The organism is Actinacidiphila cocklensis, from assembly GCF_907177275.1.
In the GTDB taxonomy this organism is placed as follows: domain Bacteria; phylum Actinomycetota; class Actinomycetes; order Streptomycetales; family Streptomycetaceae; genus Actinacidiphila; species Actinacidiphila cocklensis.
On the sequence record NZ_CAJSLV010000001.1, the window covers coordinates 354,205 to 368,982 of the forward strand.

11 protein-coding genes and 1 pseudogene are annotated in these 14,778 nt (G+C 73.8%); 6 read left to right on the top strand and 6 right to left on the bottom strand.

What is annotated here, in order from left to right; all coding sequences use genetic code 11:
- Positions 1–42: 42 nt before the first annotated feature.
- From NFU81_RS01380 to NFU81_RS01390, 3 genes are all read right to left on the bottom strand, one after another.
- Positions 43–1,164 carry an ABC transporter substrate-binding protein gene (locus tag NFU81_RS01380; protein WP_251483920.1) on the bottom strand — a complete coding sequence of 374 codons (1,122 nt, stop codon included), beginning with the start codon at positions 1,162–1,164 and terminating at the stop codon, positions 43–45.
- A 92-nt stretch (positions 1,165–1,256) separates the two neighbouring features.
- Positions 1,257–2,108, bottom strand: a complete 852-nt coding sequence (locus tag NFU81_RS01385; protein WP_251483923.1) for an ABC transporter permease — start codon at positions 2,106–2,108, stop codon at positions 1,257–1,259.
- Positions 2,109–2,123: 15 nt separating this feature from the next.
- Entirely contained in the window at positions 2,124–2,972 is an 849-nt protein-coding gene (locus tag NFU81_RS01390; RefSeq protein ID WP_285833813.1) for an ABC transporter ATP-binding protein, read from the bottom strand.
- A gap of 351 nt (positions 2,973–3,323) precedes the next feature.
- On the opposite strand from NFU81_RS01390, the gene NFU81_RS01395 reads away from it, so the two are divergent.
- Together NFU81_RS01395 and NFU81_RS01400 are read left to right on the top strand one after the other, a co-directional pair.
- On the top strand, positions 3,324–3,743 hold the full coding sequence (locus NFU81_RS01395) for a hypothetical protein (RefSeq protein ID WP_251483929.1): 420 nt from the start codon (positions 3,324–3,326) through the stop codon (positions 3,741–3,743).
- Positions 3,733–4,596: a tetratricopeptide repeat protein gene (locus NFU81_RS01400; RefSeq protein WP_251483931.1), complete on the top strand. Its 864-nt coding sequence runs from the start codon at positions 3,733–3,735 to the stop codon at positions 4,594–4,596. Before NFU81_RS01395 ends, NFU81_RS01400 begins: the two co-directional genes overlap by 11 nt.
- Positions 4,597–4,726: 130 nt before the next feature.
- Here NFU81_RS01400 and NFU81_RS01405 read toward each other — a convergent pair whose 3' ends face one another.
- Entirely contained in the window at positions 4,727–5,008 is a 282-nt protein-coding gene (locus NFU81_RS01405) for a hypothetical protein (RefSeq protein WP_251484107.1), read from the bottom strand.
- On the opposite strand from NFU81_RS01405, the pseudogene NFU81_RS01410 reads away from it, so the two are divergent.
- Positions 4,940–5,487, top strand: a pseudogene (locus NFU81_RS01410) (bile acid:sodium symporter); the annotation flags it as partial. The gene NFU81_RS01405 and the pseudogene NFU81_RS01410 sit on opposite strands and share 69 nt — an antisense overlap.
- Before the next feature lie 377 nt (positions 5,488–5,864).
- Here the strand turns inward: NFU81_RS01410 and NFU81_RS01420 are convergent.
- Positions 5,865–7,034, bottom strand: coding sequence for a hypothetical protein (locus NFU81_RS01420; RefSeq protein WP_251483934.1), 1,170 nt, complete (start codon positions 7,032–7,034; stop codon positions 5,865–5,867).
- A gap of 114 nt (positions 7,035–7,148) precedes the next feature.
- Between NFU81_RS01420 and NFU81_RS01425 the strand changes: the two genes are divergently transcribed.
- From NFU81_RS01425 to NFU81_RS01435, 3 genes are read left to right on the top strand one after another with little or no spacing between them, the layout of a single operon-like run.
- A complete protein-coding gene (locus tag NFU81_RS01425) occupies positions 7,149–7,835 on the top strand; it encodes a FadR/GntR family transcriptional regulator (protein WP_251483936.1) in 687 nt (228 codons plus the stop codon).
- A complete protein-coding gene (locus tag NFU81_RS01430; protein ID WP_251483938.1) occupies positions 7,832–9,250 on the top strand; it encodes a hypothetical protein in 1,419 nt (472 codons plus the stop codon). Before NFU81_RS01425 ends, NFU81_RS01430 begins: the two co-directional genes overlap by 4 nt.
- Positions 9,247–11,148: a GMC family oxidoreductase gene (locus NFU81_RS01435; protein ID WP_251483940.1), complete on the top strand. Its 1,902-nt coding sequence runs from the start codon at positions 9,247–9,249 to the stop codon at positions 11,146–11,148. The genes NFU81_RS01430 and NFU81_RS01435 overlap by 4 nt, the downstream gene beginning before the upstream one ends.
- A gap of 121 nt (positions 11,149–11,269) precedes the next feature.
- Here the strand turns inward: NFU81_RS01435 and NFU81_RS01440 are convergent, their stop codons facing one another.
- Positions 11,270–14,704: a glycoside hydrolase family 3 C-terminal domain-containing protein gene (locus NFU81_RS01440; RefSeq protein WP_251483942.1), complete on the bottom strand. Its 3,435-nt coding sequence runs from the start codon at positions 14,702–14,704 to the stop codon at positions 11,270–11,272.
- Positions 14,705–14,778 lie beyond the last annotated feature (74 nt).

Sequence of the window (14,778 nt, forward strand, 5' to 3'; positions counted from 1 at the left end):
TCCTGGAACCGCTTCGGTGGGGCCGTCTCGTCCCGGCACGGGCTACGGTGCGGGCCATACGAGCCTGCCCGCGGCGTAGAGGCTGCTGACGAACGAGGTGTCGAACCACCCCTTGGCCTTGTCGGCGGTCACGTCGGCCGGCACGATCCCGAACTTGTGCAGCATGTCGACCAGTGCGGCGATGTTGCCGGGGTCGATGCCGCCCAGCGGCTGTCCTGGGGTCGGGTTGTCCTTGACGACCTGCGTCTCGGTCTTCCAGATGGTCGCGTTGAGCCCCTTGTCGTACGTCGGTCCCGACAGCTTGGCCGCGTAGCCGACGCACTCGGTGATGTGCGCCTGGCCGGACGAGCAGTAGTCGTAGGCGTGCAGCGACGCGCGCAGGACGTCCTCGACCGCGTGCGGATGCGCGGCGGCGAACGCCGGGTTCACCGCCATCGCGCCGATCGAGCTCGGAATGCCGTAGTCGACGGGCTGCCACACGGTGACGTCCTTGCCGGCCGCCTTGAGCTGGTTGGGCTCGTTGGAGACGAATCCGGTGAGCGCTTCGAGGCCGCCCTGCCTGCGGGGCAGTACGGAGGGGTCGTATCCCTCCTTGACCAGGGTGAGCGAGTCCCACGTGACCCCGGCCTTGACGAGCATCGCCTCGACGGCGGCGGGGACGTAGCCCTTGTGGCCGACGACCTTGCCGTCGAGCTGCGTGAGTTTCGTGATGTCCTTGTTCGTCATCAGGATGTCGAGGCCCGCGTCGGAGTACGAGGAGACGCCCGTGATGGCGATGCCGTTCGCCCGGGCCTGGATGGTGTCCTGTTCCGCGACGGCGGACACCGTCGCCTGCCCGCTGGCCAGCAGCTTGGTGTTCTGCGCCGTGTCGCCGGTGCCGGGCTTGAGGGCGACGTCGAGGCAGAGGTCCTTGAAGTAGCCGAGCTTGGCGGCGGCGACGTATTCGAGGATCGACACCGACGACTGGTACTGGTAGCCGGACAGGTAGGTGATCCTGCCGGCGGCCTTGTTCTCGGCGCAGCGCTTGGCGGAGATCGCGGAACCCTCCGAGCCCGCCGCGGAGTTGCCGCCGGAATCGGAACCCGAGTCGCATGCGGCAGCGCCGGCGGCCAGGACGACGGCCGCCAGGCCCGCGAGACCTGCTCTGACGAGGCGGTGCTGCATGGGTGTCTCCCAAATGGCAAGGCGCCGGGGGCGGCGCGGACGAGGGTGTGGATCACCGGGCGCACGGCCCGTGGTGGGCCGGGGGCGGCGGGTCAGTCCTGGGTGCTGTCATGCCAGTGCAGAGCCCGGCGTTCGACCAGCGTGACCGCGAGCAGCAGCGTCACGCCCATGAACGCGAGGACGAAGATCGACGCGTATACCACCGGCAGCTGGTTCATGGACGAGGCGACGCTGATCGCGGTGCCGAGGCCGCGGGTCGACCCCGAGGCCGACATCTCGGCCACCACCGCGCCGATGATCGACAGCGGGAAGACGATGCGCAGCGCGGCGAAGACGAAAGGCAGCGCGTGCGGGATGCGCAGGTGCCACAGCATCTCGATGCGTCCCGCGTCGATCGTCCGGTACACGTGGAGGACCTCCTGCGGCACGGACCGCAGACCGGTCGCGGTGTTGATGAGGATGGGGAAGAAGCAGATCAGACCGGTGATGATCAGCTTGGGCGCCGGCCCGAAGCCGAAGGCCACGACCAGGGCGGGAGCGATCGCCACGATCGGGGTGACGTTGAGTACGACGGCGATGGGCATCACCGCCCGCCGCACGATCGGGAGTTCGCTGGTCAGCACGGCGAGGGCGAACGCGGCGGCGAAGCCCAGCCCGAGCCCGGCGGTCGCCTCGCCCAGGGTGACCAGGGCGTTGTGGACGTAGTAGCCGGGGTTCTCGGTGAGCGACCTGCCGACGTCCGGCAGCGACGGCAGCAGGTACGGCAGCCTCCTGGCTCCCCACTGCCACAGGGCCGCCAGGACCGCCAGCATCACCACCAGGGGCAGCCACACGGCAGGGCGGACCCACGCCAGCCGGGACTGCGGATGGCTGAGGCTGAAGCGCGACGGTTCGGCCGGCTGCGCCTGGGACGCCGCTGAGGTGCGTCCCGCAGCTACGGGCATGTCCGTGCCCCCCGCTCAGGCGGCGTCGCTGTGCCAGGCGCGGCGCAGCCGGTCTCTGACCAGGGCTTCGTACTCGTGGAAGCGGCGCTCCCCGAAGAGCCGTTCGCCGCGCGGCCGTGGCAGGTCCAGCTCGACGGTCTCCACGATGCGGCCGGGGTTGCGGGCCATCACGACCACCGCGTCGGAGAGCCGGACGGCCTCGGACACGGAGTGGGTGACGAACAGCACCGTCGTCCTCAACTCATCCCACAGGTCCAGCAACTGGTCCTGGAGGCTCTCGCGGGTGAACTCGTCCAACGCCGAGAACGGCTCGTCCATGACGAGCACGTCGGGCCGCAGGCCGAAGGCGCGGACGATGGCGACGCGCTGCCGCATGCCGCCCGACAGCTGGGCCGGAAGCTTGTGCATCGCCTCGCCGAGTCCTGCCTTGACGAGGAGTTCCCGCATGGAGGGGATCTCCGGCGCGCTCTCCCGCCCGGTGGAGCCGGGGATGCGCGCGCGGCGCCTGGCGGCACCGGGGTTGATCCTCTGCGGCAGCGTGACGTTCCTGAGGACGGACATCCACGGCAGCAGGGCCGGGCTCTGCGGCACCAGGCCGATCATCTTGGCCGCGCATGCCTCGGCCGGTGTGACCCCGTGCACCCGGACCTCGCCGCGGTCGGGCCGTTCGAGGCCGGCGACGAGGCGCAGCAGCGTCGACTTGCCGCAGCCGCTGGGTCCGATGAGGCTGACGAACCGGCCGGGCCGCACGGTCAGTCGAACGTCATCGAGGGCAACCGTCGCGGAGTGCCCGAACCCGTAGGCCCGGCGCACGGACTGTAATTCAAGTGCGGGCGTTCCCGACACCTTGCACGCTCCCTCCATACCGCGGGCGCGCAGGCCCGACCCCGGAGGTCGGAGAGCGTGCGTGGCGAGTTCGGTGGACCGCCACGCGGGAAACCGCACGAGCCCGCCGACCATAGCCACCTGTACCTGCCCACCGCCGCCGTCGATTACGCGCGGTCTATGCCGGGTGCGCAGTGTGACGACCATGGTGCCGTGAGCGAGCAGGCGGGCCGCCTTCGGGCGTAGGCCGGAGCGCGTGGGAAGGGAGAGGGCGCCGATCTGCTCCCCCCTTGCCACCGTGTGCCCCCGGTGCGAGGGGTGGCCCGAGCCCGAGCCGGGAACCAAGCGACCATGCGGGGTGGCCCTCCTGGCCACCAGGAGGAGCCGACGGTGCCGATCTGGCAGGCGTGTCTGTGGGGCCTGCTCGGGGCCGGCCTCGTCGAGGTCCGGGCGCTGTGGGCCGCCTTCCAGCCGTCCCGCACCCCCCGGTGGCCGTGGCGGGACGGCAGGGGCCGCTCGCAGATCTCGGGCTACGCGGTCGCGGTGGTCTGCCGGTTCGGCATGGCCACCGGCCTGGACGCCGTCTACGCGGCGGCGCACCAGATCGCCGGCCCCCTGGGCGCGGTGACGATGGGAGTCGCGGCTCCGCTGGTCATCCAGCAGATGGCCGTACGCGCCGAGGTCCGGGCACCGGACAACGCCGCCGCGGGAGACGCCGAGCGGGCCGAACCGGGGGAGGCCAGGGAAGTCGTGGCGCAGCCCGCTCCGCTGGGCCAGGGACCCGCCACGGGAGGTGGGAATGGCTACTGACTGGCGCGCAGCCCTCCGAACAGCCCGGCGGCAGTTGCGGGGTGACACCTCTCCGGCTCTTCCGCCGCAGGAGTCCTGGTGGGGCTGGTTCCGTGCCGCCCTCGCCTTCCAACCGGCCCACGAGCCCGCCCAGGACGTCCAGCTGCCGCCCGGAGGCGGCCGTCAGATGCTCTTTTCGGCGCGCGGGGAGGTGATCCCCCAGGCTGAGGAGACGGCGGACGACCGGCCCGTCGAGGGTGTCCCGGCGGCAGACGCCGACCACGGAGCCGGCGACGTCCGGCGCGGCACCGCCCTGCTGGCCGCGGCACGCTACGACGAGGCGTCGGCCGTCTTCTCGTCGATCCTCGCGAAGCGCCCGCACGACGCCCTGGTGCTGGCCAGCAGGGCCGCCGCGCACCGGATGCTCGGGCGCAACGACGAGGCCGTCCGCGACGCGAGCCGGGCCATCGAGCTGCAGCCGGAGGGTGCTTGGGCGTACGCCACCCGCGGTGCCATCCACCGCCTGCAGAAGAACTACCTGGCGGCGCTGGACGACCTGGACAAGGCCATCGCACTCGAAGCCGACTACGAGTGGTGCATCGCGGGCCGCGGCGAGACGTACCGGCTGATGGGCGAGACGGACCTCGCCCTGGACGATCTCGGCCGAGCCCTGGAACTCAACCCCCGCAACGACTGGGCGCTCATGTGCCGGGGCGCCGCGTATCTGGACTCCCAGCAGGACGAGTTGGCGCTCAGGGCCTTCCGCGAGGCCGTCAGCGTGAATCCCGACGGCGACTGGGCGCTCGGTCTGGACGCGCTGACCTACCGCCTCATGGGCAGGGACCTCACGCGTCACGCCGACGAGGATGCCTGAGGGCACGACAGCGGACGCATTCCCTACGGGCTGCCCGACATCGGCTTCATCGCCTGGCCGGACATGGCGGCGTTCGCCGAGCGGTTGCGGATGGTGCCGCGGCCTCCGGCGACATGGGCACGCACAGGCGTCAGCGGGCGGCCGGCTCGGGCCGGCCGTCCCGACTCACGGCCGGCCGCAGGGCGGGCATCGCCGCGGTGATGGCGGCGGGTGTGCTGCTCGGCGGCGGCTCCTGGCACTCCGCCGTCGCGGCGGCACCTGCCTGCGGCTGCGACAGCCAGGACGCGGACGAGGACGATCCCACGCCCTCGCACGGCTCCAACAACGGGCTGCTGATCATCGACAACTCCAACGCCGACTCCTGGCCGGCCAGCTGCTGCGCCCCTGGACCGGCGGCTTCGTCAGCCGGCACAAGCGCCGCCTCGGCCGGCTCGACCGGGTGTCCATCCTGCTGGTGGTGTACACCGCCTTCAGCAAGGGCATGGCCGAGGGCATCTGGCACCAGGTGACGCCGGTACGCCTCACCGCGCTGCTGCTGGAGGCGGTCATCCTGGCCCTGGCCCTCGGTACGACCTCGGCCGCCGCACGGCGGCTCGGCTTCTGCGAGGAGGACCGCATCGCGATCGTCTTCTGCGGCTCGAAGAAGAGCCTGGCCACCGGCCTCCCCATGGCCGCCGCCCTCTTCGGCCCCGGGCCGGCCTGGCGGTCCTGCCGCTGATGCTCTTTCACCAGATGCAACTGGCGGTCTGCGCCCACATCGCCACCCGCTGGTCCCGCCGTCCGCCGGCCACCCCCTCCCTCCACGCAGCGCCGCCCGCCGGCAGCGGGGACATCGCGGTGAGCTCCGGCCGGCTGCCTCCCGAGGCCGATCGACACGGCGGCGGGCGGTGAACTCGCGCTGTTCTCAGCCGGCGTGCGGGTGGGACGGTTCCGGGTGGGGGGCTGTCGAGTCCGGGTTCGAGGCCGTCGGAGACCTGGGCGGGCGGCCGGCCGGTGACGGACCGCCAGAGCTGGAAGGCCCAGGTGGCCGCTGCCACGACGGCCAGGCCCACCAGCCACCCGCCGATCACGTCGCTGCACCGGTGGACGCCGAGCGCGACGCGGGTGAAGCCGAGGTGATCGCCAGGAACACCAGGGCCTGGAGGGACACGCTGCCCAGGCCTGGGTATGTGAGGCCCGCCGGGCAGGACGGCCCCACCGGCGGCAGGCCGGTAGTGCAGCAGATGCGGGTCGACAAGCTGCCGCCGGCGTTCGGGGCAGGGGCGGGGTCACGGTTGCCGGGCGGCACCCGAACCGGACTGCAGCCGGAGGCCGGAGACGTCGACGGCTTCGAAGTCGCTGCCGGTCAGGCCGTCCAGCGCGTGCAGCGCGTCGTTGTTCCAGCGGTCGTCCTGGGTGCCGCTGATATACCAGGCGGAGCCGTTGTCGGCCACGATGGCGCCGTAGGTCTTGAGAGCCTGGGCGATCGCCCGTGCCTGGGGCGGCAGTCCCGCGATGTCCGTGGCCGCCTTGAGCCGCAGCCGCAGGCCCATCGGCGGCAGGCCCGGGTCGCCGCCGGACCCGGCCTGGTGGCGGGCGGGCCACAGGTAGGCGGCCTGCGTTCTGGGCACCGTGATGCGCAGCGCGTGGTCGATGGCGCCCGTGCGGGCCTCCTCGTAGCGGGCCAGCCCGGGGAAGATCGGCAGCCCCGCGGCGTCCGCGGACGTCCACCCCGCCGGGCGCAACCGGTCCGAGCGCAGGTCGAAGACGGCGCCGGAGCCCGCGTGCCAGGTGCCGTCCGACTGCCGCCGTGCCGCGAAGAGTTCGTAGACCCGGCAGTCCGCCTGGTCGTAGGCGATGACGTGCCGGTCCCCGGTCGCGGACGCGCCGCCCTCGACGCGGGCGCCGGCCGGCAGCGGGTACGGTCCCTTGTCGCTCTCCGAGGCGTAGTCGAAGGTCACGCGGACCTTCGGTGTCGACCCGGTGACGGCGGTGACGGGTAGGCCGAAGGGGGCGCCGTCCCAGGTGCCGGAGCCGAAGTCGGCGTGCACATGGGCGGTGGACCCGATGGCGGCCACGTAGGCGGCCGAACGGGCCGCGGGCGGCAGGGTGTCGACGCGGGCACGCCAGATGCTGTCGGCGGGGGCCACCTGGCAGGCGCCGCCGGTGCTCGGGCGGGTGGACCGGGGGAGGGGTGCCGGTGTCGTCGCCGGTGTCCGTGCCGGCCCGGGCGACGCACTCGCGGTCGCGGACGGGCTGCCGGCCGCCGCGGAGACGGGCGTGGCCGCCGCGGTGGAGACCGGGGCGGCCACGGGCTGTTCAGCCGGGTGGTGACGGGGCAGCGCCATGTACACACCTGCCGCCGCCACCGGGACGCAGGCGGTGAGCACGACCAGCCACGGCTTGCGCAGCCGGGTGCGGGCTGATGCGGGAGAGCGGTGTCTTCGGGGAGTCGTCACGACGTCTGCCTCTCGGGTCGGCACATTGACGGCACCCTCTCACACTGGTTGAGTGGATGAGCCACTGGGCCACTCGACCAGTGAACTGCCGTACCGCACCTGGGGAGGAACGCCGTGGAGGCGCTGCCGCGCGAGACCATCGTCGACGTCCTGGAAGGCAGGCTGCGCGAGGACATCCTGGCCGGGCGGCACCCCGCGGGCAGCTATCTGCCGCCGGAGCGCCGGCTGGCCGACGGCTACGGCGTCACCCGCACCACCCTCAAGCACGCCTTCGGCCGCCTGGTGCAGGCCGGGTTGCTGGAGACGCGGCACGGAGTGGGCACGCGGGTACGGGACTTCACGCGGCTGGGCGGCGCGGACCTGCTGCCGATGCTGGTACGGCACAGCCCTGACTGGTTCGGCGAGATCTTCGAAGTACGGCGCGGTGTCGGTGCGTTGATCGCCGAGCGGGCAGCCGCGCGGGCCACCGGCGGGCAACAGGACGAGCTGCGCGAGCTGCTGGACGCGGTCCGCACGGCTGAGGGCGGGGACGCGGCGCAACTCGCCGACATCGAGGTGCACCGGGCACTGGCCCGCGCCACCGGCAACCGCGTCTACGTGCTGCTGACCAACACCCTGTTCAACGCCTACCTGCCCGTACGGGCGGCCCTGGTACGGCCGTTCACCGACCCGGCGGCCGCGCACGCCCGCCTGGAGCCGGTCGTCGCGGCCGTACTGGCGGGGGACGGGGGCGCCGCACGGCGGGCCGCCGAGGCGTATCTCACGGCCACCGAGCGGATCATGCTGGAGGGTCTCGCATGACGGCGGCGGGCAGGAGCGGCAGGGGCAGTACCAGGGGAACCGCCTTCCGGGAGTCGATGCTCGGCACCGTCCGGCTCGACGGCGAGGACCACACCCGCCGGGTCCGCCTCGACCTGCACGTCACGGCGGACCGCGTGCTGCGGCCGCTGGGCACCACCGAGGCGCAGGCGCAGGGGCGGGTACGGATCGCCGGATGGGCCAACGACCCGGGCGCCGCAGGCGAGTTGGAGATATCACCGCTCGCGCGGCACCGTATCCGCTACCGGATCACCTTCACCGCCGACGGCCGCCGGCTGGCCCTGGACGGGTGGAAGTCCGTCACACCGCGGCGCCCCCTGGCGTCGATGACCCGCCTGCCGTTCACGCTGTACGAGGACGGGGTGCGGGCAGGCGAGGGCGCGCTGCGCTTCCCTCTGGCCAGCGGACTGGCCCCCTTCCTCGCGAGTTTCCGCTTCCCGAGGAACGAAGGCGGCCCCGACACCTTCGCGCCGCCGCGCTGGAGCGGCTCACCCGGCCGCACCGAGGTCTGGTACACCACGGCGACGGACCCGGCCACCGGTACGGGCCTGTGGCTGCACCACGAACTCGTCGCGCCCACCGACGGCTCGGCGCCCTACGCCCACGGCTGGGCGGCGGTCTTCCCCACGTGCGGCCCCGTCACGCACGCCCGGTTCGGCCCCGCCGCGTGGGAACGGCCCCAGGACGGTTTCGCGGCGGCCGGGGTGGCCGCCCGGCCCGGCAGGCTGACCGGATCGGCCGGAGACCTGCGCTGGGACCTGGCGGAACAGCCCGCCGGAGCCCCGCTGTTCACCTTCCCCCGCTGGTCGTGGCGGCGCCCGCTGCTGCCCGCCGCGCAGATGCTGCCGGCCGCACGCGCCGACTACAGCGGGACGGTCTCGTACGGGACGACGACGCTGGCGCTCGACGGTGTGCCCGGTGCCACCGCGCGGATCTTCGGCCACGGCAACGCCCATCGCTGGGCCTGGCTGCACGCGGATCTGGGGGACGAGGTGCTCGAAGTGGTCGCCGCGGTGTCGACCCGGCCGGTCCTGCGGCGGCTGCCGCCGCTGGTCTTCCTGCGGCTGCGCCGCCGCGACGGCAGCACCTGGCCGCGGCGGGCCGAGCGTACGGCCGTGGGCTGGGCGGGACTCGGCCGGTTCCGCTGCGCGATCGGCCTGCCGACCTGGACCGTCACCGGACGGGCGGGCCTGCGCCGGATCCGCGTCGAGGTCACCCAGCCCGCGGACCGCACCCTCGCGCTGGAGTACACCGACCCGGACGGCGCCCGCGCCACGTGCCGCAACACCGAACGCGCCGACGCCCAGGTGGTGCTGGAGCGCTGGTGGGGCCGCTGGCGGCCCGAGCGGCGCTGGACCCTCGACGGCACGGCCCACGCGGAAGTGGGCACCCGATGACCGCCACCCGCCGGCAACCGGGCGCCTCCCGCAGCCTCACGGGCCTGGCGGCAGCGCTCCTCCCGGAGGAACGGGAAGCCCCGGAAGACCCCGCAGCCCGCCAGGCCGACGGCAGTTGGCACGCACGCGTGCCCGCCCGGCTGGAGTCGGTGGTGGCGTCGATGCCCCTTCCCGCGCGGATCGGGATACGGGCGGCGGCAGCGGCGCTCGACGGCTACGCCGTGGTCAGGACCGGGCGGCGGCTCGCCGCGCTGCCCGCGCCGGAGCGGGAGTCGGTGCTCGGCTCGCTCGGTGCGCGGCCGGCGCTGCTGCCGCTGCTCGACGTGGTCAAGGTCCCGGTGCTGCTCGCGGCCGGGACCGAGCGGATGGTCCAGCAGGGCCTGCCCGCACCGGCGTTGCTGCGCCAGGACCCGCCGCTGGACTGCACGCCGTCCGACGAGTGGCCCGCGTGCTCGACCGCCGACGCGGTCGTGATCGGGTCCGGCGCGGGCGGCGCCACGGCGGCGCGGACCCTGGCCCGCGCCGGGCTGCGCGTCGTCGTGCTGGAGGAGGGGCGGCACCACAGCACCGCGTCGTTCGGCCGGCGGGCGCCGCTCGACCGGTTCGCCGAGCTGTACCGCGACGGGGGCGCCACCGTCGCGCTGGGGAACCCGCCGCTGCTGCTGCCCACCGGGCGGGCCGTGGGCGGCACCACGGTCGTCAACTCCGGCACCTGCTACCGCACTCCTGACCACGTACTGGCGCGCTGGGCGCGCGAGTTCGGGTTCGCGCCCGCCGCCCGCCTCGGGCCGTACCTGGACGACGCCGAACGCACCCTGCGGGTGGCCCGGCAACCCCTCGACGTCCTCGGCAGCAACGGCAGGATCGCCCTCGCGGGCGCGGAACGCCTCGGCTGGCAGGCCGCGCCGCTGCGCCGCAACGCCCCCGGCTGCATGGGCTCGTGCCAGTGCGTGGTGGGCTGCCCGACCGGCGCCAAGCAGAGCGTCCAGCTCTCCGTGCTGCCCGCCGCCTGCGCCGCGGGGGCACGTATCGTCACCGGCGCCCGGGTGCTGCGGATCCTGGTGGACCCCGACCGGCCGGGCGGTGCGCGCGCGGTGGGGGTACGGGTCGCCCGCGAGGGCGGCGGCACCCTGGAGATCCTCGCGCCGCTCGTCGTGGTCGCCGCGGGCGCCCTGCAGACGCCGCCGCTGCTGCGCCGCTCGGGCCTGGGCGGGCACCCGCGGCTCGGGCGCAACCTCAGCGTCCATCCGGCGACCAGCGTCGCGGGCCGTTTCGCCGAGCCGGTCACCGCCTGGGAGGGCGTCCTGCAGAGCGTGGGCGTCGAGGAGCTGCACAGCCAGGGGGTGCTCATCGAGGCGACGGCGACCCCGCCGGGGATGGGCTCGTTCGTCCTGCCCGGCACGGGACGGGAGTTGCGCACCGAACTCGACGACGCGCACAGCCTCGCCACGCTCGGCGCGATGATCGCCGACCTGCCCTCGGGGCGCGTGCTGGGCCGGGACCGGGTGCTGGTCCGCTACGACCTCGCCCGGCGCGACGCGGACCGCCTGGTGGCCGCCGTCCGTGCGATGGGACGGCTGCTCCTGGCCGCCGGCGCCCAGGAGGTCCTCACCGGCATCCCCCGCGCCCCCCGCGTCCGCACCCTGGCCGAACTCGACGACGTGCTGGGCCGGGTGAGCGCCCGTCAGCTCCACCTGTCCGCCTACCATCCCACCGGCACCGCGGCCGCGGGCGCCGACCCCGAGCGCTTCCCCGCCGACCCCGCGGGCCGGCTCCGCGGCGTCCACGGCGTCCTGATCGCCGACGCCTCCGTTTTGCCCGGCTGCCCCGAGGTCAACCCGCAGCTCAGCATCATGGCCGCGGCCCACGCGGTGGCCGATCTCCGGCTGGGCCGCTGAACGCGGCTGCCCGCCCCGCGAGGCAGCGCGCCGACGGCCGTGCCCCGCACCGGGTCGACTCCGGTGCGGGGCAAGGCCGTTCGCCGGGAAGCAACCCGGCTCCAGGTCCCTGCGGGCGAACTCAGCCCAGGGACAGGGCGAAGACGTGGAAGCCGCTGTCGTCCGGCAGCGTCACGGTGGCGACGGTCTTGGCCGGGTCCAGCGCTCCACCGGTGGTGTAGAGGCTGACGGCGTGGTTGCCGAGGGTGTCGCCCGGCGGGCGGTTCCAGTTCGCGGTGGTGACGGCGAGCCGGGAGTTGCCTGCGGCCTTGTTGCTGTACCAGTCGGGCAGGTCGACCGCGAGCGCCGTACTGCTGCCGTCGGTGTAGGTGACCGTGACGGTGCCCGAGTGGGCGGAGCCGGTGCCGGTGCCCAGGATGCCGAGCCGGGAGCCCTGGCCCTGGAGGCGGATCACCTGCCCGGCGGAGGCGATGTTGTCCGGCGCCCCCGGCTGGGTGTCGGGCCAGGTGTAGGGCAGGCCGTCGGCGGTCACCGTGGCACCGGGGGTGTAGCCGACCGCGGCCAGCTGGGTGGCGGACAGGCTGTAGCCCCCGGGGTCCAGCGCGCCGGTCGTGGGGTCGCTGTCGGCACTGATGCCCGCGTTGTCGTACGCGGCGGCCGTCGTCGCGTACGGGACGGTGGTCGTCGTGGTCGCGGTACGGGACCGGCGGCCTTCGAGGTCGTACGACGCCTTCGCGGTGAGCGTGGCGGGGCCGGCCACCGCGTCGGCGGGCGCCGTGACGGTCCAGTCGGCGCTGACCGTGGAGTGCGGCCGGACCGTGCGGACGGCGGTCTGCGCACCGGAGGCGGGCTTCGCCGCCCAGCCGCTCGGCAGGTCGAGCCCGAGCCGCAGGTCGCGGACGGTGGAGTCACCGGTGTTGGTGAAGGACTCCTGCACCGTCCGGGTGTCACCGGCGTTGGTGGTGGCGGGCGCGGTGAGCGCTGCGTACTGCGCGCCGACGGTGCCGGTGACCGTGACCGAGGTGTGCAGCGGGGTGTCGGCGGACGACTGCCCGACGGACACCGGGTAGCGGCCCTTGAGGACCGTCCAGCCGTGCGCGCTGGTGTCCCAGGTCCGCAGGTCGTCGCCGGTGAGTGTGAAGCGGACGGCCTTCGTCTGACCGGGCTTCAGGGTCACCTTGGCGAAGCTCTTGAGGGCCTTCGGCGGCTCGCCGGAACCGGCGGGGCTGCCGACGTAGACCTGCACCACGTCGCTGCCGGTCCGGTGGCCGGTGTTGGTCACGTCGACGGACAGGTGCACCGGGGCGGTGCCGCGCGTGGTGGCCTCGACCCGGCTCGGGCCCGAACTGAGGTGGGAGAGCCGGAAGGAGGTGTACGACAGGCCGTATCCGAACGGGAACAGCGGGGTCCGGCCCTCCTGGTCGTACCACCGGTAGCCGACGTCGAGGCCCTCGCTGTAGTCGTAGACGCCGTTGACGGCCGGGTAGCGGCCGGGCGCGGCGGCGGTCGCGGTCTGCGTGTCGGTCATGGGGAAGCTGACCGGCAGCCGCCCGCCCGGCTCCGCGTCGCCGGTGAGCAGCGCCGCCAGCGCGTTGCCGTCCTCCTGGCCGGGGTACCACATGTCGAGGACCGCGGAGACGTCGCCGAGCCAGGGCATCAGCACCGGGGCGCCCGCGCGCAGCACGACGACGGTGTGCGGGTTGGCGGCCGCGACGGCGCGGACGAGGTCGTCCTCGTTGCCCGGCAGGGCCAGCGTCGTACGGTCGGAGCCCTCGCTGGAGGAGTCGCCCACGACGACGACGGCCACGTCGGCCTTCGCGGCCGCGGCGGCGGCCGCGGCGATGGTCGGGTCGGGCACGCCGGGCGCCGACCAGCCCACGGTGACCGACGCGCCGCCCGCGTTCTCGTAGTACTCCACCCGCAGGCTGTGCGGTTCGCCCGCGGTGAGCTGCACCGGGGCGCTCTTGACCGCCTTGACGCCGTGGTCGCCCCAGTTGTCGGCGATCAGGGCGCCGTCGAGGTAGATCCTGCTGCCGTCGTCACTGGTCGCGGAGAAGGTGTACGCGGCGGTGGCGGGGCTGGTGACCGTACCCGTCCAGCGCGCGGAGAAGCCGTCCGCGGGCAGGGCGGCGTCCGGCGATCCGGTACCCCAGTCGAAGTCGATGTCCGGGTCGTCGCGGGTCAGCGCGGGCGTGCCCGAGAGCGTCTTGTCGGCGAAGTACTCGCCCTTCAGGCCGCTGAGCGCGGAGGCCGGGATCGCCGGGAAGCCGGCCCCGCCGCCCGCCTTCACCGAGGTGACGTCGACCGTGCCGCCGAGCCGCGCGCGCAGACCCGACACCGGGTCGACCTTCTTGTACGGGGTGACGGCGGAGCTGCCGCCGCCCCCGGTGACCGCCGTGTCGGCGTTCGGGCCGATCACCGCGAGGGAGTGCAGATTCGCGGTGTCCAGCGGGAGTTGCGCCCCGCTGTTCTTCAGCAGGACGCTGCCGGCCTCGGCGGCGCTGCGGGCCACCGCGCTGTCGGCCTCGTAGTCGACGGTCGGCGGGTTCTGCGGGGCGAACTGCCCGGTGCGGAACTCCAGCCGCAGGATCCGGCGGGCCGCGTCGTCCAGTACGGACTGCGGGACGGTCCCGGCGGCGACGGCGGCGGGGAGCTGCTTGAAGTACGTCGTGCCGCTGAACTCCTGGTCGAGCCCGGCCAGTGCGGACTTCACCGTGCTGTGGTTGGCCGGGTAGTCGGTGTCGATGACGCCGTCGAACTTCCAGGTGTCGATCAGGACGTCGCGCAGGATCTGTGCGTTCTCGCACGCGTAGGTGCCGTTGACCTTGTTGTACGCGCACATCACCGACCAGGCGTCGCCTTCCTTGACCGCCTTCTCGAACGCGGGCAGGTAGATTTCCTGCAGCGTCCGCTCGTCGATGTTCGAGCTGGAGGTCGTGCGGGCGTTCTCCTGGTTGTTGCCCGCGAAGTGCTTGACCTGTGCGGCGACGCCCTGTGCCTGGATGCCGCGGATCTCGGACGCCGCGATGTCCCCGGCCAGTTCGGGGTCCTCGCCGAGGGTCTCGAAGTCGCGGCCGCCCAGCGGGGTGCGCACGATGTTGACCATCGGCCCGTAGATGACCTGGTAGTCACGGGATTTGGCCTCCGTGCCGAGGACCGTGCCGTACTGCCTGGCCAGTTCGGTGTCGAAGGAGGCGGCCAGCGACACCGGCGAGGGCATCGCGGTGGACGGCTGCCCGTCGCGGACCCCGCCCGGCCCGTCGGTGAACTGCAGTCCTGGCACGCCCAGTCGCTCGATGCCGGGTATGTAGCCGGTGGCGTGCGAGCCCGCCGGCTTGTCGACCGAGGTCATCAGCGACGCCTTCTCGGCGTTCGTCATCTGGCCGAGCAGCAGCTCGACCCGCTTGTCCAGCGGCAGGCGTGCGTCGAGCCAGGGCCGCGCGGCGGCCGGGTCCGTCCCTCCCGTCCCGGAAACGCTTCCGGCGACCGCGGGTACTGCCAGAGGTACGGTCAGGGCGGCGGCGGCGGCAGCCGCCGCGACCGCAAGGCGAGCCATGCGCATACGGGTTCCTCCAAGGAGACGTCCGCACCTGCGAGTTCGGCGAGTTCACAGGGTGAAGGCAAACGTCT

Bases quoted from the DNA above. Each gene is read 5' to 3' on its own strand.
- NFU81_RS01385 (WP_251483923.1), bottom strand. From the start codon at position 2,108: ATGCCCGTAGCTGCGGGACGCACCTCAGCGGCGTCCCAGGCGCAGCCG.
- NFU81_RS01440 (WP_251483942.1), bottom strand. From the start codon at position 14,704: ATGGCTCGCCTTGCGGTCGCGGCGGCTGCCGCCGCCGCCGCCCTGACC.
- NFU81_RS01390 (WP_285833813.1), bottom strand. From the start codon at position 2,972: ATGGAGGGAGCGTGCAAGGTGTCGGGAACGCCCGCACTTGAATTACAG.
- NFU81_RS01435 (WP_251483940.1), top strand. From the start codon at position 9,247: ATGACCGCCACCCGCCGGCAACCGGGCGCCTCCCGCAGCCTCACGGGC.
- NFU81_RS01380 (WP_251483920.1), bottom strand. From the start codon at position 1,164: ATGCAGCACCGCCTCGTCAGAGCAGGTCTCGCGGGCCTGGCGGCCGTC.
- NFU81_RS01430 (WP_251483938.1), top strand. From the start codon at position 7,832: ATGACGGCGGCGGGCAGGAGCGGCAGGGGCAGTACCAGGGGAACCGCC.
- NFU81_RS01400 (WP_251483931.1), top strand. From the start codon at position 3,733: ATGGCTACTGACTGGCGCGCAGCCCTCCGAACAGCCCGGCGGCAGTTG.